Annotated in this window: 24 protein-coding genes and 1 pseudogene; 12 read left to right on the top strand and 13 right to left on the bottom strand. The window is 53.2% G+C overall.

The window, feature by feature from the left end; genetic code table 11:
* Positions 1-106: 106 nt before the first annotated feature.
* The 4 genes from AC1Z24_RS05785 to AC1Z24_RS05800 form a co-directional block, all read right to left on the bottom strand.
* Complete coding sequence (locus tag AC1Z24_RS05785; RefSeq protein ID WP_483744888.1) at positions 107-1,273, bottom strand: reverse transcriptase family protein; 1,167 nt, start codon at positions 1,271-1,273, stop codon at positions 107-109.
* A 189-nt stretch (positions 1,274-1,462) separates the two neighbouring features.
* Positions 1,463-2,764 carry a phosphoribosyltransferase-like protein gene (locus tag AC1Z24_RS05790; RefSeq protein WP_483744889.1) on the bottom strand — a complete coding sequence of 434 codons (1,302 nt, stop codon included), beginning with the start codon at positions 2,762-2,764 and terminating at the stop codon, positions 1,463-1,465.
* 18 nt (positions 2,765-2,782) lie between these two features.
* On the bottom strand, positions 2,783-3,991 hold the full coding sequence (locus AC1Z24_RS05795; RefSeq protein ID WP_483744890.1) for an XRE family transcriptional regulator: 1,209 nt from the start codon (positions 3,989-3,991) through the stop codon (positions 2,783-2,785).
* On the bottom strand, positions 3,988-4,641 hold the full coding sequence (locus AC1Z24_RS05800) for a hypothetical protein (protein WP_483744891.1): 654 nt from the start codon (positions 4,639-4,641) through the stop codon (positions 3,988-3,990). The genes AC1Z24_RS05795 and AC1Z24_RS05800 overlap by 4 nt, the downstream gene beginning before the upstream one ends.
* Positions 4,642-5,254: 613 nt before the next feature.
* On the opposite strand from AC1Z24_RS05800, the gene AC1Z24_RS05805 reads away from it, so the two are divergent.
* On the top strand, positions 5,255-6,661 hold the full coding sequence (locus AC1Z24_RS05805) for an AAA family ATPase (RefSeq protein ID WP_483744892.1): 1,407 nt from the start codon (positions 5,255-5,257) through the stop codon (positions 6,659-6,661).
* Complete coding sequence (locus AC1Z24_RS05810; RefSeq protein ID WP_483744893.1) at positions 6,658-7,518, top strand: DUF4435 domain-containing protein; 861 nt, start codon at positions 6,658-6,660, stop codon at positions 7,516-7,518. Before AC1Z24_RS05805 ends, AC1Z24_RS05810 begins: the two co-directional genes overlap by 4 nt.
* A 355-nt stretch (positions 7,519-7,873) precedes the next feature.
* Here AC1Z24_RS05810 and AC1Z24_RS05815 read toward each other — a convergent pair whose 3' ends face one another.
* The 5 genes from AC1Z24_RS05815 to tnpA form a co-directional block, all read right to left on the bottom strand.
* The gene (locus tag AC1Z24_RS05815; protein ID WP_483744894.1) at positions 7,874-8,356 is read right to left on the bottom strand and encodes a hypothetical protein; all 483 of its coding nucleotides are present in this window, start codon (positions 8,354-8,356) and stop codon (positions 7,874-7,876) included.
* Between the two features lie 537 nt (positions 8,357-8,893).
* A complete protein-coding gene (locus AC1Z24_RS05820) occupies positions 8,894-9,478 on the bottom strand; it encodes a hypothetical protein (RefSeq protein WP_483744895.1) in 585 nt (194 codons plus the stop codon).
* 319 nt (positions 9,479-9,797) lie between these two features.
* Positions 9,798-11,324, bottom strand: coding sequence for an IS66 family transposase (tnpC, locus tag AC1Z24_RS05825; RefSeq protein WP_483744896.1), 1,527 nt, complete (start codon positions 11,322-11,324; stop codon positions 9,798-9,800).
* Between the two features lie 50 nt (positions 11,325-11,374).
* A complete protein-coding gene (gene tnpB / locus AC1Z24_RS05830) occupies positions 11,375-11,710 on the bottom strand; it encodes an IS66 family insertion sequence element accessory protein TnpB (protein ID WP_057440793.1) in 336 nt (111 codons plus the stop codon).
* Positions 11,707-12,078, bottom strand: coding sequence for an IS66-like element accessory protein TnpA (gene tnpA, locus AC1Z24_RS05835; RefSeq protein WP_483744897.1), 372 nt, complete (start codon positions 12,076-12,078; stop codon positions 11,707-11,709). Before tnpA ends, tnpB (AC1Z24_RS05830) begins: the two co-directional genes overlap by 4 nt.
* 101 nt (positions 12,079-12,179) lie before the next feature.
* Here tnpA and ltrA point away from each other — a divergent pair, with 101 nt between their 5' ends.
* On the top strand, positions 12,180-13,976 hold the full coding sequence (ltrA, locus tag AC1Z24_RS05840) for a group II intron reverse transcriptase/maturase (protein ID WP_483744898.1): 1,797 nt from the start codon (positions 12,180-12,182) through the stop codon (positions 13,974-13,976).
* Positions 13,977-14,457: 481 nt separating this feature from the next.
* On the opposite strand, the gene AC1Z24_RS05845 is transcribed toward ltrA, so the two are convergent.
* Positions 14,458-14,841: a hypothetical protein gene (locus AC1Z24_RS05845; RefSeq protein WP_483744899.1), complete on the bottom strand. Its 384-nt coding sequence runs from the start codon at positions 14,839-14,841 to the stop codon at positions 14,458-14,460.
* Between the two features lie 354 nt (positions 14,842-15,195).
* On the opposite strand from AC1Z24_RS05845, the gene AC1Z24_RS05850 reads away from it, so the two are divergent.
* From AC1Z24_RS05850 to AC1Z24_RS05880, 7 genes and pseudogenes are all read left to right on the top strand, one after another.
* Positions 15,196-15,924: a metallophosphoesterase gene (locus tag AC1Z24_RS05850; protein WP_483744900.1), complete on the top strand. Its 729-nt coding sequence runs from the start codon at positions 15,196-15,198 to the stop codon at positions 15,922-15,924.
* 2 nt (positions 15,925-15,926) lie between these two features.
* Positions 15,927-16,301 (top strand): hypothetical protein, encoded by a 375-nt coding sequence (locus AC1Z24_RS05855; RefSeq protein WP_259106119.1) that lies wholly within the window; start codon positions 15,927-15,929, stop codon positions 16,299-16,301.
* A 59-nt stretch (positions 16,302-16,360) separates the two neighbouring features.
* On the top strand, positions 16,361-16,639 hold the full coding sequence (locus AC1Z24_RS05860) for a hypothetical protein (RefSeq protein ID WP_483744901.1): 279 nt from the start codon (positions 16,361-16,363) through the stop codon (positions 16,637-16,639).
* A gap of 200 nt (positions 16,640-16,839) precedes the next feature.
* Positions 16,840-17,406 (top strand): DUF6957 family protein, encoded by a 567-nt coding sequence (locus AC1Z24_RS05865; RefSeq protein WP_483744902.1) that lies wholly within the window; start codon positions 16,840-16,842, stop codon positions 17,404-17,406.
* A 147-nt stretch (positions 17,407-17,553) separates the two neighbouring features.
* Positions 17,554-17,880 (top strand): DUF6957 family protein, encoded by a 327-nt coding sequence (locus tag AC1Z24_RS05870; RefSeq protein ID WP_483746540.1) that lies wholly within the window; start codon positions 17,554-17,556, stop codon positions 17,878-17,880.
* A complete protein-coding gene (locus AC1Z24_RS05875; RefSeq protein ID WP_483744903.1) occupies positions 17,867-18,277 on the top strand; it encodes a hypothetical protein in 411 nt (136 codons plus the stop codon). Before AC1Z24_RS05870 ends, AC1Z24_RS05875 begins: the two co-directional genes overlap by 14 nt.
* 119 nt (positions 18,278-18,396) lie before the next feature.
* Positions 18,397-18,501, top strand: a pseudogene (locus AC1Z24_RS05880) (AAA family ATPase); the annotation flags it as partial.
* Positions 18,502-18,852: 351 nt separating this feature from the next.
* Here the strand turns inward: AC1Z24_RS05880 and AC1Z24_RS05885 are convergent.
* On the bottom strand, positions 18,853-19,593 hold the full coding sequence (locus AC1Z24_RS05885) for an SDR family NAD(P)-dependent oxidoreductase (protein WP_259106124.1): 741 nt from the start codon (positions 19,591-19,593) through the stop codon (positions 18,853-18,855).
* A gap of 71 nt (positions 19,594-19,664) precedes the next feature.
* Between AC1Z24_RS05885 and AC1Z24_RS05890 the strand changes: the two genes are divergently transcribed.
* Positions 19,665-20,609: a LysR family transcriptional regulator gene (locus tag AC1Z24_RS05890; RefSeq protein ID WP_483744904.1), complete on the top strand. Its 945-nt coding sequence runs from the start codon at positions 19,665-19,667 to the stop codon at positions 20,607-20,609.
* Between the two features lie 77 nt (positions 20,610-20,686).
* Here AC1Z24_RS05890 and tnpB (AC1Z24_RS05895) read toward each other — a convergent pair whose 3' ends face one another.
* On the bottom strand, positions 20,687-20,884 hold the full coding sequence (tnpB, locus tag AC1Z24_RS05895) for an IS66 family insertion sequence element accessory protein TnpB (RefSeq protein WP_483744905.1): 198 nt from the start codon (positions 20,882-20,884) through the stop codon (positions 20,687-20,689).
* A gap of 236 nt (positions 20,885-21,120) precedes the next feature.
* Between tnpB (AC1Z24_RS05895) and AC1Z24_RS05900 the strand changes: the two genes are divergently transcribed.
* The gene (locus tag AC1Z24_RS05900) at positions 21,121-22,026 is read left to right on the top strand and encodes a LysR family transcriptional regulator (protein ID WP_483744906.1); all 906 of its coding nucleotides are present in this window, start codon (positions 21,121-21,123) and stop codon (positions 22,024-22,026) included.
* A gap of 36 nt (positions 22,027-22,062) precedes the next feature.
* On the opposite strand, the gene AC1Z24_RS05905 is transcribed toward AC1Z24_RS05900, so the two are convergent.
* Entirely contained in the window at positions 22,063-23,004 is a 942-nt protein-coding gene (locus AC1Z24_RS05905) for a cupin (RefSeq protein ID WP_483744907.1), read from the bottom strand.
* Between the last annotated feature and the right edge of the window lie 729 nt (positions 23,005-23,733).

Below are 23,733 nucleotides of genomic sequence, written 5' to 3' on the forward strand. Positions count from 1 at the left end.
GTTCGCTGAGATAGTGGTCGCCCATAACGGCCAGTAGCTCATTTGATCGTCTTCTCGATTAGTCAGCATCTCTCCCGCTGGGCGCCTTTCGATCTACTGAAATGAGTCAGTAAAGTACTGGCCAATCCAACGCCTCCAATCTCTCCCGGAGGTTCCTTCCGTACTCAGGCTCGATCTGGATGGCATATGCTGCCAATCCCATCAGGTGATTGCGCATGCCTACGACTGATGAAAACCCCCGTCGCTCAGCATGTACCAATGGCCCGACATCTCCGCGTTCCAGATAGTACATGTGCATCCGCATTTTCATTTTGAACGCACGGGTCAGCCTAGGCTTATCCTGATCAACCTGTAGCCCTAGGACGATTTTTCGGCTTCTTGGGGAAGCGATCATTGTCTTCGCAACGTTGGGCATGAAGCCAAAGCGGCGAAGGAGGGCGTAAGCCTCGTTGACGATTTTAATAGCAGTCTTTCGATCAAACTTGGGATCTGATGTGGAAAAGGTCAGGTCATCCGCATAACGGGTGTAAGTCAGCCCGAGTCGATCGGCTAGGGTAGTCATCAGCGTGTCAGCTTCTCTCATCACCAAGTTGGCGAGCATCGGACTTGTTGCGGCACCTTGGGGAAGATGGCCAATGTCACGCGATGCATATCCGGGAATTTTGGACTTGGACAAAGAGATCTTTCTGCGCCATTTGATCGCGCGGCGCAGGCGACTGAAATTACCATTGCGTGTGCATAGGCGTGACAGCTCGAATGCCACGAGAGGCTGATAGCCCAGGCTGCGAAAAACGCGGTAGCAGTCGACTTCTGATATCGATTCAAAAAATCGTTGAACATCTACTTTGATCAACCACCGGCTGGCGCAATGTGGCGCTGTCGCATCTACCAGCTTAGAGCCTGGCGCGAAGGCTGTGCTGGCAGCATTTGGTCTTGCCTTTGAGAGCACGTGCTGAGCGATCCACCGCTGTGCAGTTGCCAGGCTTGGAGGAGGAACGCATATCACTCGGAAAGCAGTTGGTATTCCAGGCCGGGCCCGCTTTCTTACGCGGAAAATTTTGTAAGACTCGATATCGCGCGTGACGTAATCGCGAAGGTGTTTGTAAGGTACCTGAGTCAAGTGAGCGAGGTGGTTGAGCGTCAGTATTGGCGGAAGCGATGAGTGGACAGCCACCGTCCTGCTAGAAGCGGCGATCGCAGCTTCCATTACAGACACAGGAACATTGGCTGCGCCTGGAGCGCGGCGGTAGTGTTGAGGCGTCCAATCCTTCATCTACTTTGACACCCGGAGGGTGAGTGCTCACGCCGCAGTCGGAAGGCCACACCACCAAACTGCGGCGTGAGCGCTTAACCGCAAGCAGGAGCTAGGACATAGGGCAGCAGTAGTCTGCGCCCGGTGACGAGCTGAGTATCCAACTCATCATGGCAGCAACATTCTAGGAATGTACGCCGAAGCTAGAATCTAGATTGGATGCCTCAACGAGGTGGGATAGTACGGTGCTGGGTCTAGGTTGCCAACAGACATCGACGCTTCGGCGCTATGCTCTTGTTTTCTGGCATGGGCGAGCTGGCCGTAGCCTTGGTCGGTAAGCCTGCGTTGCGAATCAATCCACCCGTATTGAGTGATTTTCCAGAGTAGATTCGTCACCTCATAAGTTTTCAGGCCGGTTCGATGGGCAAGCATCCTGTCATTGAGGCGCAGAGGTTGTAGCAGGGCGCTCAACAACAAGAAGATCTGTGCGGTGTGTAGTTCGGAGTTCAAAACAGCCTTCGATTTGGCCAGACTTTTATCCCCAAGGTTGTCCAGGCGCACACTGATCTTGTCTGCCGTCAAATCGATCCCGAATGCGTCTTTACTGATGCCTGTAGAAACCCTGGCCGGGAACAATGGCGTCCAGGCTTTTTGCTTATCGCGAGAGGCCTTGTGGAACATCAGAGGGACGTTGTTTGGTGCGCCGTGTGCGAACACAAGCAAGGCTCCACCGCTGCCATATCCAAGACTGGGGCCGCTCCAGACCCAAGGGGGGTGACCTGGCTCTCCATCAGTTGGGTCGTACGTGGTGCAGAGCATTTTCATTTGCTCCGCTTCTTTGCGGGGAAAGCTGGTGTCGATCGTTGGGCAGGGGAGGACAATATGGATTGCGGGTTTAGAGGGATGCCTTGCGACCCAGCGCTCGCCTGATTCGGTAGCAGAGTACGCCATGACGGCAAATTTTATCAGTTTGCCTGACCACCAACTGCGGACAGATCTCACAAGCCAGGCAGCTTCCAGATAGCGAGATGCTCGATCGCCACTGCCAATCAAATCCGTCACAACCCAAAACGCGCGTGCGCGTTTCTTGCGTATCTGGTCGGGGCCTGGGTGGTTCAGAAATTTGCCAGGATATTCTTGGCAGAGCTGAGAAATCATCTGGGCAACGATCCCTTCGCTGCCAACCGAAGGGTCATATGCTTTGGTAGGTTTGACCGCATCTGGCCCTTTTGAACCGATGGCTCGCTTAACCTTTCGTTCGGCTTCCTTAAACAACCGGTGCGGCTTTCCAAAGCGATGCCTAAGCTCACGCTCGGCATAAAGAGCGATTGCTCCCTTAACCTCTGTACTTTCTCGAAGCAGCATGAGCCGCATTTGGTCTATGAAGTCATCTCTTGAGATGAAGGCAAACGCTTCCAGCAGCTTTTGGGCTCGCGCCCGATCACCCAGCTGGAACTGCTGTAGCCAAGCTTTGGCCCGGCCATCCGTGGCTATGGCTGTTGGCTTGATCATTACATTGCCCCCGTGAAATCACCTGCCGCGATTGAACGGAATCACAACTCCAACTTCTTCTGCTGCTCTTGTCACTGAAACCGTGGGACTGCTCGCACTCTTCAGCTTGGCAAAGTGCACCACTTCAGCATTGCCACTGAGGTAACGCAGCGGCAAGCCAGTTAGCATTTCGATGTCAGTATCTGACAAGCCAATGTAGGCAGAGACGCCATTAACCGGCAAGACGCCAGAAGATGCCAGCAGTTCGATAGTGCGTCTGAGCAAGCGCGTCTGTTCAGTAGCACGCCCTTCATCACCGGGCTCTGCCTTCACACCCCAACGAGCTGAGCGACGCTTGAACAAAAGGCTTTTTGCATCGTCATCAATCACGCCCAATGCCCAGAGGCGCATGACCATTGCAGCCACAGAGACACCCCAGCGCTGCTTAAGCAGAAGAAGGCTGTCCAGGGTGACTGGGCTTCTGACTTCTGCGGCAAACGTTTCTGCTGGGAGCAGGAAGGCGCCTGCGAAACGGTGCGCCTGGTCTTCCATCATTTTGTGGCGAACAGGGTCAGTCGAACGCTCGATTCCTTTGTGCAGTATCAGGTGACCAAGCTCGTGAGCTAAGTCAAAGCGGCTGCGAAAGCCGTTTTGCTTATCAGCAGAAAGCAGCACAAGCGGACGGTTCAGCACCTGACTCCAGGCCGACAGTCCTTCAATGGTCGCGATGCCTGTTTCTTCCCGCACGAGGATCACGCCTGCCCCTTCAACCGCCATGGCCAGGTCAGGAACTGCACGACGACCGAGCCCCCAGAGTTCGCGGCATTCATCAGCTGCTTCCTCAATGTCTGCACTGGTGATCTGCTCGGGGTCTGTGAACTTACGTTTGGGCAGGTTCACCTCTGGGAAGTCCACGAACTCACTCAAGGCTAGCGCGATATCCTGGGCCCATTCGAGGCGCGCTTCGAGCATGGTTCGGGCGCTGGCATGCGTGGAAGCATTACTTCGGAACAGGGGGAGAGAGCATTTCTCAGGAATAGGCCGGGTGAACCATTCCGGGGCCACGTTTATGACCTTGGAGAGGTTGGCCAGGGCCTCAGCCTCGGGGGACTGCTGGCCGCTTTTCCACTTGCTCACGGTAGCGGGGGATACCCCCACCATGCTTGCCAGTGCTACTTGAGAAAGGCCGCGAGCCGCGAGCGCTTGTACAAGCCGCCCTGGCTCAAACCCTGTTATTCCACGAGTCATTCTGTATCTTTTCCAGTTTCGGTTTGGTCTGTTTCGAGCAGACCTGTTTTGAGTTTCGGTACTGCCAAGTCGCGTTGCTGAGGTACCTGGTCATAGCGAGGCAGGAACTTCTTTACCGGCTCACGAAAGAGCCAACCCTTCATCTCTGCATCCGGCACGGCAATATGAATTTCCAGCGGTGCTTCAGGGTGGTTGGTCAAAGAACCGCTGAAACATGCTACGAAAAAGAATGTGCCAGTGGTGATAGGTTCCGGAGCGAACAGCGATGGCTGAACGAGTTGCGTCATTGCCAGATTCGCTTCCGCGAGCTGCCGGCGAATGGCGCCGCGACGAATGTTATTCCACAGCGTGGACGACATGTTCACTCGACCGAATTTGAAGATGCCGGCTTGACCGACAACAACGCCATTGCCTTTGATAGGAGTATGGACAGCTTCAGCGGCGCGCAGAGTCTCTTCAAATGATTCGTTCATGTGGAACGCTCGCATCTGACCAAGCGCATTCTTCCGATGCTTCTCGTCCATGTCTTTTGTAGCCAAATAGGCACGAAGGGCGCCCACGTCAACGGCATCCTCGACACCCATGATCAGGTTTCGTGGGACATTTTGGATCAGCAGTTCGGGAATGGAGGCTTGGTTTTTTTTGATCATAGATGCGTGCTCTGGTTTCGAATATCGGGATTATACCCTCAAAAAGTTTCGTGTAAACGGGTTTTGGTGGGCTATCGTTCGTCTTGATGGTTTTTGGGCCTCATATGTATTTGATACGGCTCTTGTCATGGGGCGCGTCTTCTAAACTCATTGGCTTGGCGAATAAGTCCCAACGATTCCTGCGCATTTCATTCGCTTGCGGTTGGATGCATGTGCAACTGAGGTCAAAGAGGGAGTGGATGAGTAATTGCTTGTACTTGACCACCCATTTGCCTTCGACTTGACCAGTCGTTTGCTTCTGAATTGACCAGTCCACTGGCCGACCCTGACCGGAGGAAATCGGCCAGAAGCGGCCAAATCCGGAATGGCCAGGCAGGCTGAACATCGGGATGTTTACACAGGGACGCGCTTTTTATGATCGGGTTCTAACCTTGATCCTTGCAAGAGGTTTTGCACAGCCCTGGTCAGAAACGGCCTGTCGTAACCTGCACCTCACACCTAGCCCACTAACGAATAAGAGGGTGTGGAAACCTTTGCGTCAGGCATATACAATCGCCCTAACAGATGTCGTTAAGCCATCATCGAAAGCTCAGTTAACTCAGGGATGTGACTTTTGGATTATTATATACGGCGAGTTGTAATTTCAGATCTATTTGAGGCGGGGAATAACTATCGAATAGATTTTGCCGAAGGGTGCAACTGCATATTCGGCCCTAACGGCACTGGCAAAACAACAATTATCAACTTGATCGTGAATTCGCTATCTGTAGACTTGGAACCCCTTTCCAGGATTTCTTTTGGCTCCATCACAATATTTCTTGCCAAAACCGGTCAAGTACGAGCCTTTAGGTATTTGCATTTAAGTCGACGAAAAAAGCTTCAAGGCCTTATAAGTCTTTATTATGAATTTGAAAGCGCCGTGACCTATGCTTTTGAAATAAAGATCAGGGGGGGTGTTTCTAGAGCTGTCGAACGGTTAGATGATAACTCTCCGGAGGAGTTGAGAAACACAATTCGAGAAAAGCTGAACTTAACTCATGTACCGCTTTTACGCATGCACGATTCAGAAATAAACTTAACACGTGATAGCGGTGATGAATTTTTACAGACAATGCTTCGTCAGAAGCACATCTCCCAGTCGCAGATTACTGAGATCTTGGATCCGAGCGTAAAAGTTCTTAACTCTTTAGAGCGCCAATTTACAAGCGAAGCAAATACAGCTCGGAAGAAAATTACTGAAAAACTTGATGACTTACACTCAAAGATCATCGAGAAAGTCATGATAGACGAAAGCCTCGTCAGATTAAGCAACAAAGCTTTGTCACGTGCTCATAAGGCTATGAACTCTGACTTCTTGGAAGACGTAGACGTTTCTGCTTACGTTAGAAAATTAAGCGAGGCTCAAATAAATGTGCCAGAGAATAAGATTAAAGAACACTTTTCGATATGGAAACAATTAAACGATAACGTAAGGGATGCATGGAAGCTGATGCGATCTCTGAGTTCGTCAGAGCCAGGGAATAAGAAGCATAACGAAGCAGCCACTAAGTTCAATTCGTCATACCACAGCCTTATTGCCATGAGCAATTTCAATGACAGATTTCTATCTATTGTTGAGGACGTGGAGCTTATGCAGGCTGCTCGTTTCGAGGTGACAAGCGTATTTAGTGAATATGAGAAAGAGGTAAACCTCTATCTAAAGCCTAAGAAAATGTTTCATGTTTCCGAGGACGGTGAGCTTAGCGTATTTACTAGAAGATCACCTATACGGCTAGCTGATTTGTCCTCCGGCGAAAAGCATATTATTAGTATATTAGGGCGCGCTGCATTGAGTCGTAAAGAGGGGGCCATATTCGTTGCAGATGAGCCGGAGCTTTCCCTCCATCTCGACTGGCAACGAATGATTCTACCCTCGATTGCCAAACTCTCCCCTAAATCACAAGTAATAATTGCCACCCACTCGCCCGCGATACGTATGAGAGGAGCAAGGGATATTGATCTGGAAGAGTGCATAGTATGACTACAATTAGAGCATTCTCCGCCGAAGAAAATATGCGACGTTTGAAGATGCAGAAAAAATTAACCTTCATCGTGGTTGAGGGTAGTGACGATGTCCCCTTATACGAATCTTGCCTGATGATGGAGGCGGGTAAAATTGATTTTGACGTTGTCTATTCTGGCGGCAAAAAATCTATCCAAGATTTTCTGAACACTCATCACGGCACAAACGCCATGTTCATTCTAGATCGGGATTTCGACGACTTTGACGTTTCAGACTCCAGAGTCGCCACACTGGATCGCTACTCTATTGAAAATTATTTCATATGTGAAGAAGTAATATCTCATTCTATAAAGTTTGCCATCAGCTGCAGTTTTCGCGATGCAGCAGAGGCTTTTGATCTAGCGGAGTTCATCAACAAAACCAGCCAGTCCATTGATCTTCTCATAAAGGTGCTTTTTTATTATCAGCGTCATGCAGTGCATTTGGCCGCAAGTGATGACAAGCAATCATGGAGCGAAGAGTTTCTCTGTGGAAATAATACGTGGGAACTGTGCACTCAGCAGGTCAACAAGCTAATCTCCAAATTGGCCCCAACTCAAGATGACATAAAAAAGGCCGAGACTTATTATGCCGAAAACTTCAACCATCCAGATGTGCTAGTCAACGCCTTTCCCGGGAAGATGTTGAAAACATCGCTACAGCGATACATTCGGCAGCAGGTAATTCAAATAAAGCCTGGAGCTAAAGGCAAGTACAACAATGTCGAGGATATGAGGGCTCTTCTGTCGTCAGTATTGCATCACTCATCAAGTCTAAAGCTCGCATTAAAGCCCGTTATCGAATATTTATCTAGCCGTGCAGTTCAAGAAAGTTAGCTGTGTAGCATACAGTCGTATCAGGCAAAGTCTGATAGTGACGGCGAAGCACAGACTATCACTCTAAGTGAGATAAGATCTTTGTGCATACCTCAATGAGGTATGCCGCTGTCGAGTGAGCCACGAATTTAAGGCGGGCTGCATCCTGGCTGAATTGATCGAATGAAACCTTGAACTAGCTGGCATCCAAATGTCCGCTTTGAGTCGCTTTATGCCCCTCCTGACAGGCAGAAATTGGCCGGTAGCTGCCGGTGCGGAATTACGGAAGCCTGGAAGGGGTTGCCGCGTGGCTTCGGATGCGTCATACATAAGATGGTGCTGGCTTTGCCTGCCAGCACCAGATGGACAGTGTCCACTATTCTGGCAGCCATGCCGTCAAAAACTCGGGCACCACCCCTACTGTTGCGATTGTCAGAAGGACGGTTGCTCCCACGATCCATCCTCCGCTAGAGCAAAATAGGGTTATCCGGGTGAGCCGCGACCACAGACCGTGGAGCCGGCCATTGGCCCTTTGGTTCATCAATGCCAAGTAATGAACGAGCGCACATAGCGAAAGAAGTATCAATGTCGAAAGCGCCAAAACACCTAAAATATGCGAGATCATAAATTTCCTCCCATAGGCCGAGAGCCCTTCGGTGAAAAAATTTATGAAATGAAAATGGGTGGCGTATTCCGAAAGACTGAAATCAAAGCTTGTTGCTGCCTCATTGAACACAAGCAGTGAGGCGATAAGAAAGCAAATGGGAAGAACGGTATAAATCCACCATTCCCTTGAGGTGTAGTGCCCGCTCACCCACGCGCAGAGTACTGAAAACGCTCCGAAGCTCAATGCGGTCATCAGGACAGTACCGATGTAGCCAAGGATCAGCCTCGCATGTGTCACGTACTCCCAGACCCCCCATAGGGCTAGCCCAATATCAGCACCAAGCCGATAACTATTGGTTCACCGGTATCGGTCGGTCTGCTCTCGTTTTTCTTATGGATAACGTTAGTTATGTATGTTTTGAGTCTGTTTCACAGTAATACTGCTTTCGATAGCACGGGCCGTAGGCGCGCTGGTCAGGCCTGCGAATAGGATCGAAACAATCGCGCCCATGATCGGCCCAATGATCATGCTTTGCATGATCGAATTATTAAATATTTCCGACAGCAAGCTCATTCGTTTTATGCTCTAAGATTAGTGTTCATATGGCTTTGGCATAGCTACACGGAACTGCTAGCGTGAGCCTTGGCTGTTACTGTCAACGCACGTTATTACCAGACGTTACTGCAGAGCGCTACAACACTTTCGGCTCTCATCTCTGGGGTGTTGAAACTAATGTGCGCCACATCGAGGGGCGGATATCGTAGTTTTCCGCCCGTGTGCATAGGCCGCTTAGGAAAAGCCGCGACGCCGCTGTTCTTCCCGAATTTTTCGGCGTATTTCATCCATTGGCGGGATTTCGGCCACGAGATGCTGCTTGTCGAAAATTGATTTGAAATGGGCTCTCGCCAGCGATTCGGGTAAAACAGCTTCGGAGCGCCACCCAAAGCGCCAGGCTAAGACCTCCGAGTCGGTCTCAACCACGTACAGAGGATGGTCGTACAGGGAGCGGAAATCGGCGACTGCTTGCTTATCGTAGTTGGGGCGCGGAACCCTAACTTCGTCTCCTTCGCTATTCCATCCGATAAAATAGGATTCAAAACCTATAGAGAGATCGTCATAGCTCATCATGCGAACGTAGATCGAGTCATGGCTAGGGAGGCGGAGGCCGCAGATTTTCCGCATGAGCCCGGTGCGGACTTTGCCGACACGATCCACGGGCGGTTTTTCCAGGTAAGACTTGAGGTTCTCCCAACTTTTGAAGCCGAGCAGGTGTGCACCATGCTGCAGATACTGGGTGCGAGAGAGATTCGCAGGGGCGTCTGCAATCTCCATGGACTTGAATGTATCCAAAACGGTTTTAGCGCTGAACATCATGACATGACTCCATGGTCATGGCCGTAAAGCGAGGAGATGATCGCTTTGCTGAGCATGCTGCTTGCTGGGCTGGCCACGGGAGTTATGTGGTTGGCAGGGTGAAGCACCAATCTTTCCCACGCAGCAGGGCGGTTCATGGCGACCTTGCCGAGAAATTTATCAGAACTCTGTTTTGCATTTCAAGCGTCTAGATCGGGCTTAGCAAGGCATTGGTAAAAAAATGCCAGATGATTCATCGTTTGGGCCAAGTCCGCTGTGAGAAGTGAGCATTCGTCTTGCTTGCCATAGGTAAGCGTACGGGGAATACGCCTTGCGCAGGTCAGCCCGGCATCCACTGATGTGGCAGGAGCTGCTCGATCTCACTAGCCTTCTGCGTCGGTAACCGCATCAGCACATCCTTGAGATACGCATACGGATCATGCCCGTTCATGCGCGCCGACTGGATTAAGCTCATGATCGCCGCTGCTCGCTTACCGCTGCGCAGCGACCCGGCGAATAGCCAGTTGGAACGGCCAAGCGCCCACGGCCTGATCGTGTTTTCGCAGGCGTTGTTATCGATGGGCACAGCACCATCATCCAGGTAGCGCGTCAGCGCTACCCAGCGTTTCAAGCTGTAATCCAGTGCCTTGGCCGTGGCCGAGCCTTCGGGCACAAACGCGCGTTGAGCCAGCATCCACTCATGCAACTTTTCCGCGATGGGCACCGCCATTTCCTGGCGTAATCGCCAGCGATCTTCATCGCTCATGTCCTTGGCCTGCCGTTCGACTTCGTACAAGCCGCCAATGGAGTGCAGCACTTGCTCTGCCAACTGGCTTTTGTTCGCCACATGCAGGTCGAAAAACTTGCGCCGGGCATGGGCCATGCAACCGATTTCGGTGATGCCCTGCTCGAAGCCAGCTTTGTAGCCTGCGAAGTCATCGCAGATCAGCTTGCCGTTCCAGGTGCCTAGGAAGTTACGCGCATGTTCGCCTGCACGGCTGGGGCTGAAGTCGTAGACCACCGCTTTCAGTGCCGAGAACGGCGTGGTGCAGTAGGCCCAGACATACGCCCGGTGCGTTTTCTTTTCGCCTGGTGCAAGCATCTGCACCGGTGTTTCATCGGCATGGACGACTTGCTGGGCCAGTACGGCTTCGCGCAGTGCATCTACCAGCGGTTGCAGTTGTACGCCGGTTTGGCCGACCCACTGAGCCAGCGTCGAGCGCGGGATCGCCAGGCCGGCACGGCCGAAGATCTTTTCCTGCCGATACAGCGGAAGATGGTCGGCGAACTTGGCCACCATCACGTGGGCCAACAAGCCGGCAGTGGGGATGCCCTTGTCGATCACCTGTGCCGGTACCGGCGCTTGAGTCAGTGTTTCGCACTGACGGCAGGCCCATTTGCCACGTACATGTTGCTCAACAGTGAACACGCCCGGCGTGTAGTCCAGCTTCTCGCTGACGTCTTCGCCGATGCGCTGAAGTTGGCAGCCGCAGGAGCACTGAGTTGTCTCTGGCTCATGGCGAATGACGGTACGAGGAAACTGCGGCGGCAACGGCGCGCGCTTGGGTTGTTGGCGTGGTTCGTCCGGTGCCGGAGCGGGACGAAGTGCTTTCAACTCCGCGTCGATGGCTTCGAGGTCGGTGTTGAGCAAGTCATCCAGCAAGCTGCCTTGCGCCGGGCTGATCTGCTCACTGCGCTTGGCAAACTTGTGGCGTTTGAGAATGGCGATCTCGTGAGAGAGCTGCTCGATGATCGTCTCGTCACGATGGATCTTTCGCCCCATGGTGTCGACCTTCGATAGCAACTGCGCAGCGAGTGCGCGCAGTTGATCAGGTGTCATTTGGTCGAGATTGGGCGAGGAAGTCATGCCGTGGATTTTACCAAAGCAGCCCACTCGACACAGCTAAAAGACCCGATTCAGAGCAACGTAATTACGCCGTTAGCACCAACCCGCTGCCAAGGCAGGCCCAGCACCAGCGCTTGAAGTTGTTCGGCGTCGAGTTCAACTTCGTGGCCTCGATGCGTGCCAGGCCAATGAAACTTACCTTGGTTCAGGCGGCGCGCTGCCAGCCAGATACCCACGCCATCGTGCACCAGTACTTTCATTCGATTAGCGCGGCGGTTGGCGAACAGATAAGCGCAGTGCGGCTTCGCCGCACCGAATACGGCGACCACGCGGGCCAGCGCCGTGTCCGTGCCAGCGCGCATATCCATGGGCTCGGTGGCGAGCCAGATGGCGTCGATGCGGATCATTGCGAAAGGCTGCGAATGAAGCGTGCGCAGCCGTCCGGGTCGGAGATGGGCCATTTGACCGTGATGGTTTGACCGCCCAGCGGCAGCGCGATAACCACCGCCTCATCAGCGTGTCGCTTGGGTATTGGGTGCACGGGTACGAACGCAGGAAGTGGCGCGACCGCCTTGTCGCGGTATATCGGCAGCCACTTGCGGATAACGTTGGCGTTGATGCCATAGCTGATGGCGACACTGGAAACTGAGGCTCCGGGTTGCAGGCATTCCTGCACGACCTGGGCTTTGAAGGGCTTCGGGTAAGAGCTTCGTTGGCGCATGGGAATCCTGGCGATAAGGGTGATCGCGTCCGCTAAAAAATAGGCGGACAACATCGCCCTTAATGCTGGAGTTCGGTAGGTGTGTTCACCGGGCGCTTAGAGCGCCAGTTAAAGCTGGCAGAGGATAGTCGATGAAAGTTCGATACTGGTAAGAAATGGCGAATCAACCAGACCCCGAGTCATGCACGTTGCACCGCGAGGTGCAGGGTGAAGCGTTGACAGGGGAAACCGATGGGCCAGCCATTGAGCCGCGTAATCAGGAATTCGGGATGCCGATGCTGTTAAGCGAAGCAGAAGGCAATACGGAGCATGACGCTATACGCCAGTCATGCTCTGATCCCGCGCGGTCGGAGAACCTGTGCACGTCGGGAAGTCCTTTGCACAGAAACTGGGAGATCTCAGCGGCGTCCGGTGCGCAAGCACCGGGCGGAGCAGGAAAGGCCAAAAGCCGTAACCCTGCTGCCTACGCCGCTGAGAAGTCGGATACGTCCGTAGTACCTGAGAAGCCATCGAACAAAGGGTCTGGCCCTGCGGAGATGGTGGAGGAAAGGGACGTAGCCAAGGGAAACACCGACAGACCTCCCGTGCCCCGGACACAGAGCCGGATCAGTTGCGCGTCGATGGGAGTTGAAGGTGTACGTGAAGCAGCCCGCAGGAATAAGGGCATTCAGTTCACGGCATTGCTGCACCACATCACACCACAGTTATTGGCGCAGAGCTTTTATGCGCTGCGTCGCGATGCTGCGGTGGGCGTGGACGGTATGTCGTGGCGAGACTATGAGGAAGGTCTTCTCCAGCGTGTGACCGAGTTGCACGGAAGGCTTCACAAAGGAGCTTTTCGAGCAACGCCATCGCGGCGGGTCTACATTCCCAAAGCCGATGGCAGGCAGCGCCCGTTGGGTATTGCTTCTTTGGAGGACAAGATGGTACAGCAGGCGGTTGTCACCGTTCTGAATGCGATCTATGAGGAAGACTTTCTTGGATTCTCGTATGGGTTTCGACCGGGCCGCAGTCAGCACGATGCGCTGGATGCGTTAACGGTCGCGCTGAAAAGCCAGAAGGTGAACTGGATACTTGATGCGGATATCACGTCGTTCTTTGATGAGATCGACCATGAATGGATGCTGATGTTTCTGGGGCACCGGATTGCAGACCGACGCTTGCTCGGGCTTATCTGCAAATGGCTTCAAGCGGGTGTTATGGAGGATGGCCGTAGGGTGGCTGCGACCAAGGGGACGCCCCAGGGCGCAGTGATATCGCCGCTGCTGGCGAATATCTATCTTCACTACGTGCTGGATCTATGGGCAAGGCAGTGGCGCGAGCGCCACGCCCGTGGCGATGTGATTGTCGTGCGCTACGCGGATGACAGTGTGGTGGGGTTCAGGACGAAAGTGCAGGCTCAGCAGTTTCTGGTGCAGTTGCAGGAACGGTTGGCTAGGTTCGGTCTATCGCTCAACGCCTCGAAAACACGGCTGATTGAGTTTGGTCGTTTTGCCGTGATGAATCGCAGGAAACGAGGTTTGAGAAAACCGGAGACTTTTGATTTCCTGGGTTTCACCCACTGTTGTAGTGTCAGCCGACGCGGTGACTTCCAAGTACTGCGACTGACTGTCAAAAAGCGTATGCGTGCGACGCTTCTTGCTATCCGTGAGGAGTTGAGTCGCCGGCGTCATGACCTTGTCCGGGTTCAAGGGCAATGGCTCAAACGTGTGGTGAGCGGTTACTTCAATTACCACGCGGTACCCGGGAACCTGATACGTCTTGGCGGTTTTCGATTGGCGGTATGCCGTCTCTGGCGGCAAGCCCTTAAGAGACGCAGCCAGCGTAATCGGCTTCAATGGTCACGGTACGGACGTCTTGCAGATCTCTACATCCCGAGACCTAGAAATGCACATCCTTACCCTGAGGATCGCTTTGCGTCACATACCCGAGGCAGGAGCCGTATGCGGTAGTTCCGCACGTACGGATCTGTGCGGGGGGCGGCAGGTAACTGCCGTTCCTACCGCGACCTGCCATAGTGCACTTCTTGGTGGCGCTGCTGCTCGCGTCGCCCACCAGTTGCGACATCTGTCGCTCAAACGCTTTGAGCGCTTAGGTGAATAGCTGACATTCCCGTCGAATGCTTGCGGAGTGAGCAGCAAGCCGAGCAAAATATCGTTAATCATTGTGCATCACTTCATCAGTGAAGCGAGCTCAACTCAGCGGGGCTATTAGTATCAAGATGTCGGATGATCGTCTCTGCCAGTTCTTCAAGGGCGGACTTTAAGCGGCGGTCTTCTCGGCAGTCGTCAGACGTGGATTCAACTGCTGGCAATGGAGAAGCAGCGCTTCAGCGTGGTTTACGTTGAGGCCGAAGAGAATCATGCTGCGATGGCCATCCTTCAGTTCTGTCCAAGCTAAGATCTAGCTGCGCGAGCAGACTGTACTGCATTTTCAGAGATCTCGATTCCAGTGCCGTCCTACTGTAGAGGTCGAAATCCCCAGTATCCGAGCCACCGCTGCCTGACTGTGCCCCTGGCTCTTTAACTGCCGGACGGCCTGCGTTGTCAGTATCCCCTTCGCGGTTACTGGATGAGCTATTTCTTGCGGAGCAATGCCTTCATCGAGCATTTCATGGCGCTGCAGATCGGCTTCGATCTGCTGAAGCAATTGTCGGGGAGTGGAACTGTCACGGGCGGCATAGGCCATTGTGAGCAGCGATAGCGGATGGAGCCCAACCACAGTCGCTAGCCTGTCATTTGCATCAATCGTAATAGCACTTTTTCCGGATTCCAATCTGCTTACGTACGATGCGTCCACGCTCTTGGCAATGTCCAATTGCGATAGCCCTAGGCGTCCTCGCGCGAACCGAAGAGCTTGTGCGAAGGCTTGTCGAAGCGGCATCTGTTGCGTCCTTGTGAAATAGAACCGTATGCCGTGGTTGTCTTATCCCTCACAAATGCTTATAGTCATTCGATAGGGATGCCCATGGCGCTTCGTGTGATTTACGACGAGCCTTCCTTCTGTGCTCCGGTCTGATCGATTGGTGCCGACAGGCATTTCTTGGGTGTAGTCAGACTCAATATAGAAGTAAATCGAGCGATGGTCTGAAGGCCACCGCTGATGGAAACGTGCTGTCTGGAGAAACCGTTACTCCTGCAATTCAGCGCTTAATCGAAAGTCTCTAATGATATGAAAATCCAGATCTATTCAGACCTACACATCGAGTTTCAGGATTTCGAACCGCCAAAAATAAATCCAGATTTGGTGATCCTCGCTGGAGACATCCACACCAAATGCCGAGGAGTCGCCTGGGCAAACGAAACGTCTTCCGTGCCAGTGATTTACGTCTGCGGCAACCACGAATTCTACAAAGGGCACATCGACCGCACACTCGTAAAAATGCGCGAGGCCGCAGCTCCGCACGTCCATATCCTGGAAAATGAGAGCTTTGTTTGGCAGCAAACCCGTTTCCTTGGCACAACCGCCTGGACTGACTTCAGCTCCACTGGTGATGTCGTGGCGGGCAGTAGCATGGCTTGGCAATGGATGAACGATTTTCGTGTAATCCGTGCCGAGGCGAGCTACCGCCGACTACGCCCGGACGACCTCATCGAAAGAAATCACGTGGCTCGGGCGTGGCTAGCTCAGGAGCTGGAAAAGCCGTTTGAGGGGAAGACTGTAGTCATCACTCACCACGCGCCGGTACCGATTGTCGCCGGAGAAAAACATGACGATCACCTGCTCGCAGCTTATTCAAATAGCTGGCCTGAGCTGATTGGAAAAGCGGACGCCTGGATTTTTGGGCACACGCATCGAGCAGTCGATGTGGAGCTCGCGGGGTGTCGCGTTGTTTCAAACCCTCGCGGTTATCCAAACGAGCACACCGGGTTTCGTGCTGATTTCGTGGTTGAGGTCTGATCATGTTGCCAACGGCTGACGGGCAGTCTTCAGGCTACGCCTCGTATCGAATAAAGACATTCGGAGCGGGCTTGGAGGACTTTCGATTTTCCAAATATCCACGAGTGATTTTGAAAGCAAAAGAAGCGATCCCGGATCCAGCAATCGTAGGCTTCTTGGTGTGCGCCCTAGAGCGACCACCTGTCATGACCGGTTTGATTTTTTGCGACCATCGGCACCGCTTTCCTGAGGGGCTGCCAGCGCACACACCACCTGTCGAGCGATGGTTTGAATACAACGGCTACTCGGTCGTCCAAACGCGTGGCGGAGGGTTATACGTGATCGCTCACTGGCTTTACGAAAACGGCGCGGTCGGCCCGTTTTTTTCGGTGCAATGATGGTGCTCAAAAGGGAAGGTTTGAACAGCAACGTATTTCTGGAGACGGAAATTCTAGCCATGCCCAATGCAATCATCGAGGCAATGAACATCGATTTTGGACGTCTGGTGACGGCTTATTTATGCAACGTCATATTGGAGGGGCGGGTCGCATTCGGCAATGTTTTCGCCGATCGATTCAGACGCTTCAATCATGGCAACGGAATTCATACCTCAAACATTTTGAGTAAGCCAGTGGTGAAGGGTTACGTGCTCTTGGAGACGCTCAATAGTGTTTACGTCGTATGCACTTGGGCAGGTGACGGATTTGGGCCTCGGTTTTCGGGCCGGGTGCACTGATAACCCCATACCAGGAGTGAGTAAGTCATGTTTTGGGAACAAAGGCCTATGAGTGACGACATGGCGGTCACAGCATCGAAAGTCCTCAAGAAACTTTCGATCCGCAATGGCCGGTTGTCGATTCAGCCCGAAGAGGTTTTGTGTCAACCAGGTTATGTAGAAGCCTGTCGTCATGCGGCCAACCTCGTCAGGAATCCAGCATGCATTGGCTGCACTTTTGTGAGTACGCCTGGCTGGCGTTTGACGGACTGCGAAGCGTTGGCCGTCCGCATCGCCAGCAGCCTTATGCAGTCACGGGCGTCAGGAATGTCCTAATTGTAGGCCCTTGCAGAGATCGAGGCATTTATCCGCGTGAGAAACTTATGAGTGAGATTTTGAAGGCTGTCACAGAGCTGCTTTATGGCCCCGGGGAAACGATCCGTGGCTTCGACGGCAATGAAGCGCAGGCTGAAGCAGAAGCTATTTTGAATTTCAATGGCAAAGCCTATTGCGTAGTCAAGCAGTGGATCCTCGTCGAGATTGACGTCGACGATAACTATCGACGCGAGCTTGCCAACGCGGGATTTTCTCCCTGCGTGCTTTATGCATCCGACGTGAGAGTGCATAGCGCAGGGAAGCGTCAGGCAGGCGACTGGGTTCGAAGTACCTTTCAGCGTACTTTCCGGCTCGGCTATCTGTTTGAGACCAAAAATACGACGTATCTGCTGGCGGGTAATGGTCAGCGGAAGAGGGCGAGCGCCAAGACGATATTGTCAATTATTGAGTGAGTGTTAAGCGTGGGTGGGATACAAATAACGCCGAGCAAGGTGGACGATTCGGATACCGATTTAGTAGGAGACTTGCTGTGGTCTCCGGCTCATATGGCATTTGGCTCGGGCCTAGACGACGAACAGCTACTACAGGCGGCGTCGGAGATGTTCGCAGGGCAGCAGGTCTGCATTGTCCGTCATTGGATGATTATTCAGGTCGGGCTCGATCTGGATCCCAAGCGGCTGCTCAAAAGTCGCGGGCTAAAGCCAGTGGTTATGTACGCAAATACTGTAGTCGGCGCGCCCACCGGGAACGAATTTGGTGTGTTGTCTGGGTATCAGCGGTGCTTTGAGGATTGCTTCTTTCAAAGCGACGAGATGCTCTTTGTTCTCGCGGGTCGAGGATCATGCAAAGAGGCAGACGAAGAGGCCGTTAGGGCGTTGGCGCGGCGATGTGGCATTGATCCGGGAGAAAGCTTTGACCGACGATGATCTGTTGCCGTTGCTCCGTACGCGTTATCCAGCGCTGCTCGACGATCCTGCGTTGAGAGAGATTGCATGCCTGCCGGGTTGGCTCGACTTGCTGGATGAGCTTTGCAAAACGTTAGCATTGCATCTGCGGGAACACCCAGAGATCGAGCCACTAAAGGTGGTACGCATCAAAGAGAAATGGGGAGGGCTTCGGTTTCATTACAACGGCGGCGACGATCTTTGTCGACGAACTGTGGATGCTGCGCAGAATTCGTCACTGACTATTTGCGAAATCTGTGGCGCGGCAGGATTGCTTGGTGGACTCCGTTATTTGACCGTCCGCTGTTCTCTGCATGCCGAGTTGCCGCCGGATGAAGATCCAGAGGGGGAGAGCGGTGATACCTTCATCCAAGAGTGACCAGACTCGCGTTCGTTGCTACCCCCATCACTGTGCAAATTGTAGCAACTGAAGACGGTTAGGTTTTCGCAGCATGATGATGAGCAAGAAAGCTTGCTTCTGTTCGTTGGCGTCGAGGCACTTACCGTCTGCAGCAGAGCACCCTGGCTGACCAGACAAAGATCAAGACACGAGAACGTAAGCGTAAGGAAGAAGATGCAGTTGAGGACGATGAGCCATTTTGATTCCCATCGGAAAATGCCCTGGGTCATTTTTCAATCGGCAGGGTGGATCAGTTTCAATCAGCGCCAACATACCTGACCGACCGATAGCTGGCCTGCAGTCCTCTACCCGAGGCAGGAGCCGTATGCGGTAGTTCCGCACGTACGGATCTGTGCGGGGGGGCGGCAGGTAACTGCCGTCCCTACCGCGAACACTGAACTCTTGCGATGGGATACCCCTCCGAGATGACCAAGGCTGTGGCCTCAGAAGTAACAGAGGTTTTTCCAATCGATCTTAAAGCTCAAATGTAGTGGGAGGGCTAGGTATTCTAGCGAAACTTGATGCTAGGGACGAAGGGCAGAAATCGGCCAATCTCAGAAGGTCATACCGCCAGCGACATCAAGCGTGGTAGCCGTTACCCAGCCTGCATCTTCCGATACGGCATACGCTACCGCCGCTGCAATGTCCTCAGGCTTGCCGACGCGGCCCAGCGGGGTTTTGGCGATGAAAAATTCATCCATGCCTCGTGCAGACTCCGCGTTTCCTTCTGTATGAACAAACCCCGGTGCGATGCCCATAACACGAATGCCCCGAGGGCCTAGCTCCATGCCCAGGGAGCGGGTCAGCGTGTTCACCGCTCCTTTTGTTGCGCAATACACGTGCACCTGCGGATAAGGACTGTGGGCCAGGCCAGAACTGATATTAACGATGACTGAGCCGGCATTCATTACCCGAGCAGCTGCTTGTGTCGTGAGCAACAGCCCGCGTACGTTCAGGTTGAAATGCTCGTCGAAACTGTCAGCACTCAACTCGTCGAGTGAGTCAGGTTTATATACGCCAGCGTTATTCACCAGAATATCCAGCCTGCCAAACGCTTGAACAGCCGAGTCGATCAAAGGCCCGATATCTGCGGGACGAGAGATGTCAGCCTTGAACGCGATGGCTTCACCGCCTGCGTCGACAATACGCTCTACCACGCGATTGGCGTCTTCCACGCTTCGTGAATAGTTGATGATGACTTTTGCACCATTCGCCGCCAGCCGCTCGGCAATACCTGCACCGATGCCTTTTGAAGACCCTGTCACGATGGCAACTTTCCCTTCTAACTTACCCATACATGGCGCTCCTGTGAATGTAGGCACCATGGTAGGCTCGATCACTCCCTTTATTAATAGGCGCAATCGGCATGCAATATGAAGCTTTGCTTCACAATAATGCTATTCGGCCAGACCTCTTGTCCGGCATCGCCGCCTTTGCCCAGGTCGCAAAATACGGAAGCTTTACCAAAGCGGCTGCAGTGATGGGTATCTCGCCCTCGGCTCTTTCACAAACCCTGCGCACGCTAGAGAGCCGGCTGGGCGTGCGACTGCTCGAACGCTCCACGAGAAAAGTAGGCCTGACCGAGCTTGGTCAACGTTTTTTGGGGTGCGCGCAACCGGGGCTTGCGACCCTTGCATCAGCCATCGAAGACGTAAACGAACTACGAGATAAACCTACCGGCCTTTTGCGACTCAATGTGTCCCGCACTGCTGCGGACATTGTCCTGACGCCTCACTTGCCGGCGTTCATGGACGCCTATCCTGACATCACCCTAGATATCCATTGCGACAACGCACTGCTGGATCTGGTGGCAGGTGGCTTTGATGCTGGCATCAGGGTCGGCGAAAACCTTGCGCAGGACGTAGTCGCGTTACCCATGGGAGGCAGTCATCGTATAGCTACCTTCGCAGCACCGAGTTACCTGCGAGATCGCGATCTCGTGCGCACGCCTGAGGATCTGCGCCTGCATCGATGCTTAAATATCCGTTTGGCTGGCGGCGTTTACCGATGGGAATACAGTCAGGATGGCCGTTTAATCGAAATCCAACCTCCCAGCCCACTGATTAGCAATGATGCAGACACCTTGATGCAGGCAATCCGCGCCGGAGCCGGCATCGGTTGTGCGTTTGAAGCCCAGGTACGAGCTGAGATCGCTAGCGGGCAACTTATAGCGCTACTTGAGCCTTGGTGGCCCAGCGTTTCGCCGTTCCACTTGTACTATCCAAGCCGAATGCATATCCCACGGAAATTAAGCGCTTTCATTGATTTTATGAGAGCAAGGTTCAGCATTCAGCGGCAGCTGCCCGCCTAGGCTGGTAACCGCTTTCCCGGTGAAAAGATACGAAATACAGCGTACCTGCCGCGCAGAGTCGACATGATCTGTTTGCATCATTGGTAACTCGGTCGCATACCGACGCCGTCGTGCACTAGGACTTTCATGCGGTTGGCCCGGCGGTTGGCAAAGAGGTAAGCGCAATGCGGCTTCGCCGCACCGAACACCGCGACTAATCTGGCCAACGCAGTCTCGGTGCCGGCACGCATGTCCAAGGGTTCGGTGGCGAGCCAGATGGCATCAACGCGAATCATTGGAAAAGACAGCGTACGAAACGAGCGCAGCCTTGTGGATCAGAGATCGGCCAGCTCACCAGATACTGAAAACAGATCACCACCGTAGCATGACTTCACTGAACTCTTACGATGGAATACCCTTCCGAGATGACAAAAGCTGTGGTCTCAGAAGCAACCGGGTTTTTCCAATCGATCTTAAGGCTCAAGTGCCCGAACAGCCGGGCTAGCGACACCAACAAACCAGAGAGGCGCACTTGGACTACCTAGCAGCACTGACCGCTTTCGTAGAGTCTGCCAATGGGAATAGCTTCTCCAAAGCAGCAGAGCGTTTGGGGATCAAAGCTTCTACGGTTTCGCGTTACATCAAAGACTTGGAGCAAGATCTCGGCATTGCACTTTTCAATCGATCAACACGAAAACTCGCGTTGACGGAGGGTGGGCAGACGTTCTTGTACCATGCCCAAAAAGTCCTCTTTGAATTGTCAGAAGCCAGGGCGGCAACGTCCGCCCTCAATCAAAATCCCAGAGGGAGGTTGAAGGTTAGTCTTCCTCCTGCTTTCGCACGTCATCATATACTCCCTCTAGTAGGCGAGTTTATCGAGCGCTATCCGGACATCACACTGGATCTCAGTCTTGAGGAGTCACAAGTCGATCTGATCGCCACTGGAATCGATCTTGCGATTCGAATTGGCAGGTTGGCCAACTCCAATCTCAAGGCGAGAAAGCTGGCTGAGGTAAAGACGTTCCTATGTGTAAGTCCAGAGTTTGCCACTCGTTATCCTCAACCGGATTGCCCTGATCAACTGCCCGTCGACCTGATGATCATCGGGCGTGAATACCCCGAGGGGTTGATATGGGCCAACGACAACGAGCAGGTTTCGCTGCCCGTTGGTGCTGTACTTTGGATAAATGACCTTGACGCTCAGCTAATTGCGGTGAGTAGTGGGTTGGGCATGGCATTGCTCCCAGATTGGCTTGCTAGCGCCAGTTTGCGCGATGGTCGACTGGTGCGCTGGCTGTCTGATTGGGAGGTCAAAGGCTCACAGGAATCTGGCGCCGTCTGGTTTGTATACCCCCCGAAGCGAATCGTTTCTTCGAAGGTGCGATGCTTCATCGATTTCATTGCTGACCGTGTGGTTGACCCGCCTCTGTGGCAGTGATGGTTCCCGGTATGAGCTAGCCATACCGGGATCCATTTAGCTGAACCGAATATCCAGTGATCGCAGATATGTCTGTAAACCTGCATCCTGAATCGGGATCAGAAATGCTTCGCGATCCGACTCATTGAAGTGCGCATGCCAATAGCCAGGTGGTGTGACGAACGCCAGGCCTGGTGTCCAATCTACGCGTTTTGGATTGCGAATCTGGCCATTTTCGTCCAGTTCAGTACCGACAAGCGAATAGCACCCGGTTGGGCAGTCAATGATGAAATCCAGGGCGATGGATTGGTGCCGGTGGGGTTTTTGGATCGAGCCGGCTGGAAGGATCCCGTACATAGCCCACAGCACATGGGTCACTGTACGTGTCTGAGGGAAGTTACTGTTACCCAGCAGAATGCTGATACGGCTGCGATCTTGTGCACGCGGATCATCAGCGGCTTCACGAAGCTTTGCCGATGTGACATCCGCAGGGTACAGAGTCGGGGTGAAGCGGTCTTCACTTCTGCACACGCCTAAGTAGCGAAGAAGAGGCTCATCGTGTACCCAATAGAGTCGTGCGCCCGCCGACGCCTTGAGGACTGTGCTGTTCATCCCTGGCAGGGCGATAAAACAACCTTTCGTCCATTCAAAAGCCTCTTCGCCGTACGCAAGGCTGCCGCTGCCATCGATCACATACAGAACCTGAGAGGTCGCGTTAGGCGCTAATGTGACGTCATCACCGGCGTTTAGTCGAATAAAACTAGCGCAAAGACCTGGGCCGGTTGCCGGGCCTTCACACTGTAGTTTTTCGCTCAAATCGAGAGCAACTGTTCGAGACGGGCCCGAATCATAGAGCGAGGCAGGAAAGCTCTGGTACGGGATGCGGGTGATCAAGTTTGCGCTGATCGGGTTTGCAGCTTTGCTGTACTCGAAGTACTCGGCATCGATCTCATGTGGAGATACTTCCAGGTTTGAATGCGGTTTAATTGCACTGTTCATAATGAAGTCTCGTTTTGGGGTCTCATCATCAGCACGCTGCGGGAGCCAGCACGCCACGGTGGATTCAATATACGAGTCTGGTACGGCGCTATGAATAACCTCACCAGCACATCACTTGTGTGTAATGGGGTGTTGATTCCCTCCCGATCTTGGCTTTTAAAGGTTGGGGTAAGTGTGATGCGGAAGTAGCTGCTCAATCTCACTCGCGCGCTGCGTCGGCTGCGGCACCAGAGTGATCCGAAAATCATCCACTTGAGTCGTGTGTGAGCCGTCTCACAGTCGCGTCCATTCAGCGTGCCCATAGCCAACCACTCCGATATCATGCAGGGAATATCTTGTGTTTAGGGAGGCTACTGAAACCGAGACTCCTATTTTTTCAGACAGTTTCGGTGAGGCGAACGGGTATCCAAGGTCTGATCCTCAGAAGCGGATACCTTCGGCGGACGTCGGACAAATCGTAAATAAATCGGGAAAACTGTGAGCCGGCTCACAATTTTTAATCGGCTCGCAAATTAACAGTCTATAAATTTTTTTCGCGAGACCGAGTTGTTATATTTGAGAGCAAAGAAAAAGTAGAGATACCGCTATCTCCGCGTCGTCAGAATTTTTGGAGATCCAGGCTGCTTTTCAATCTTTGCTTTTCTGCTTCGCTTTTTGCGATTTTGACCCTTTGCTCGGTAGCAAGATGCCCGGTAGGGGATGGGGAAATCGCCAATTCGGCCTTCAGGC

This window comes from Pseudomonas sp. JL23 (assembly GCF_056933585.1).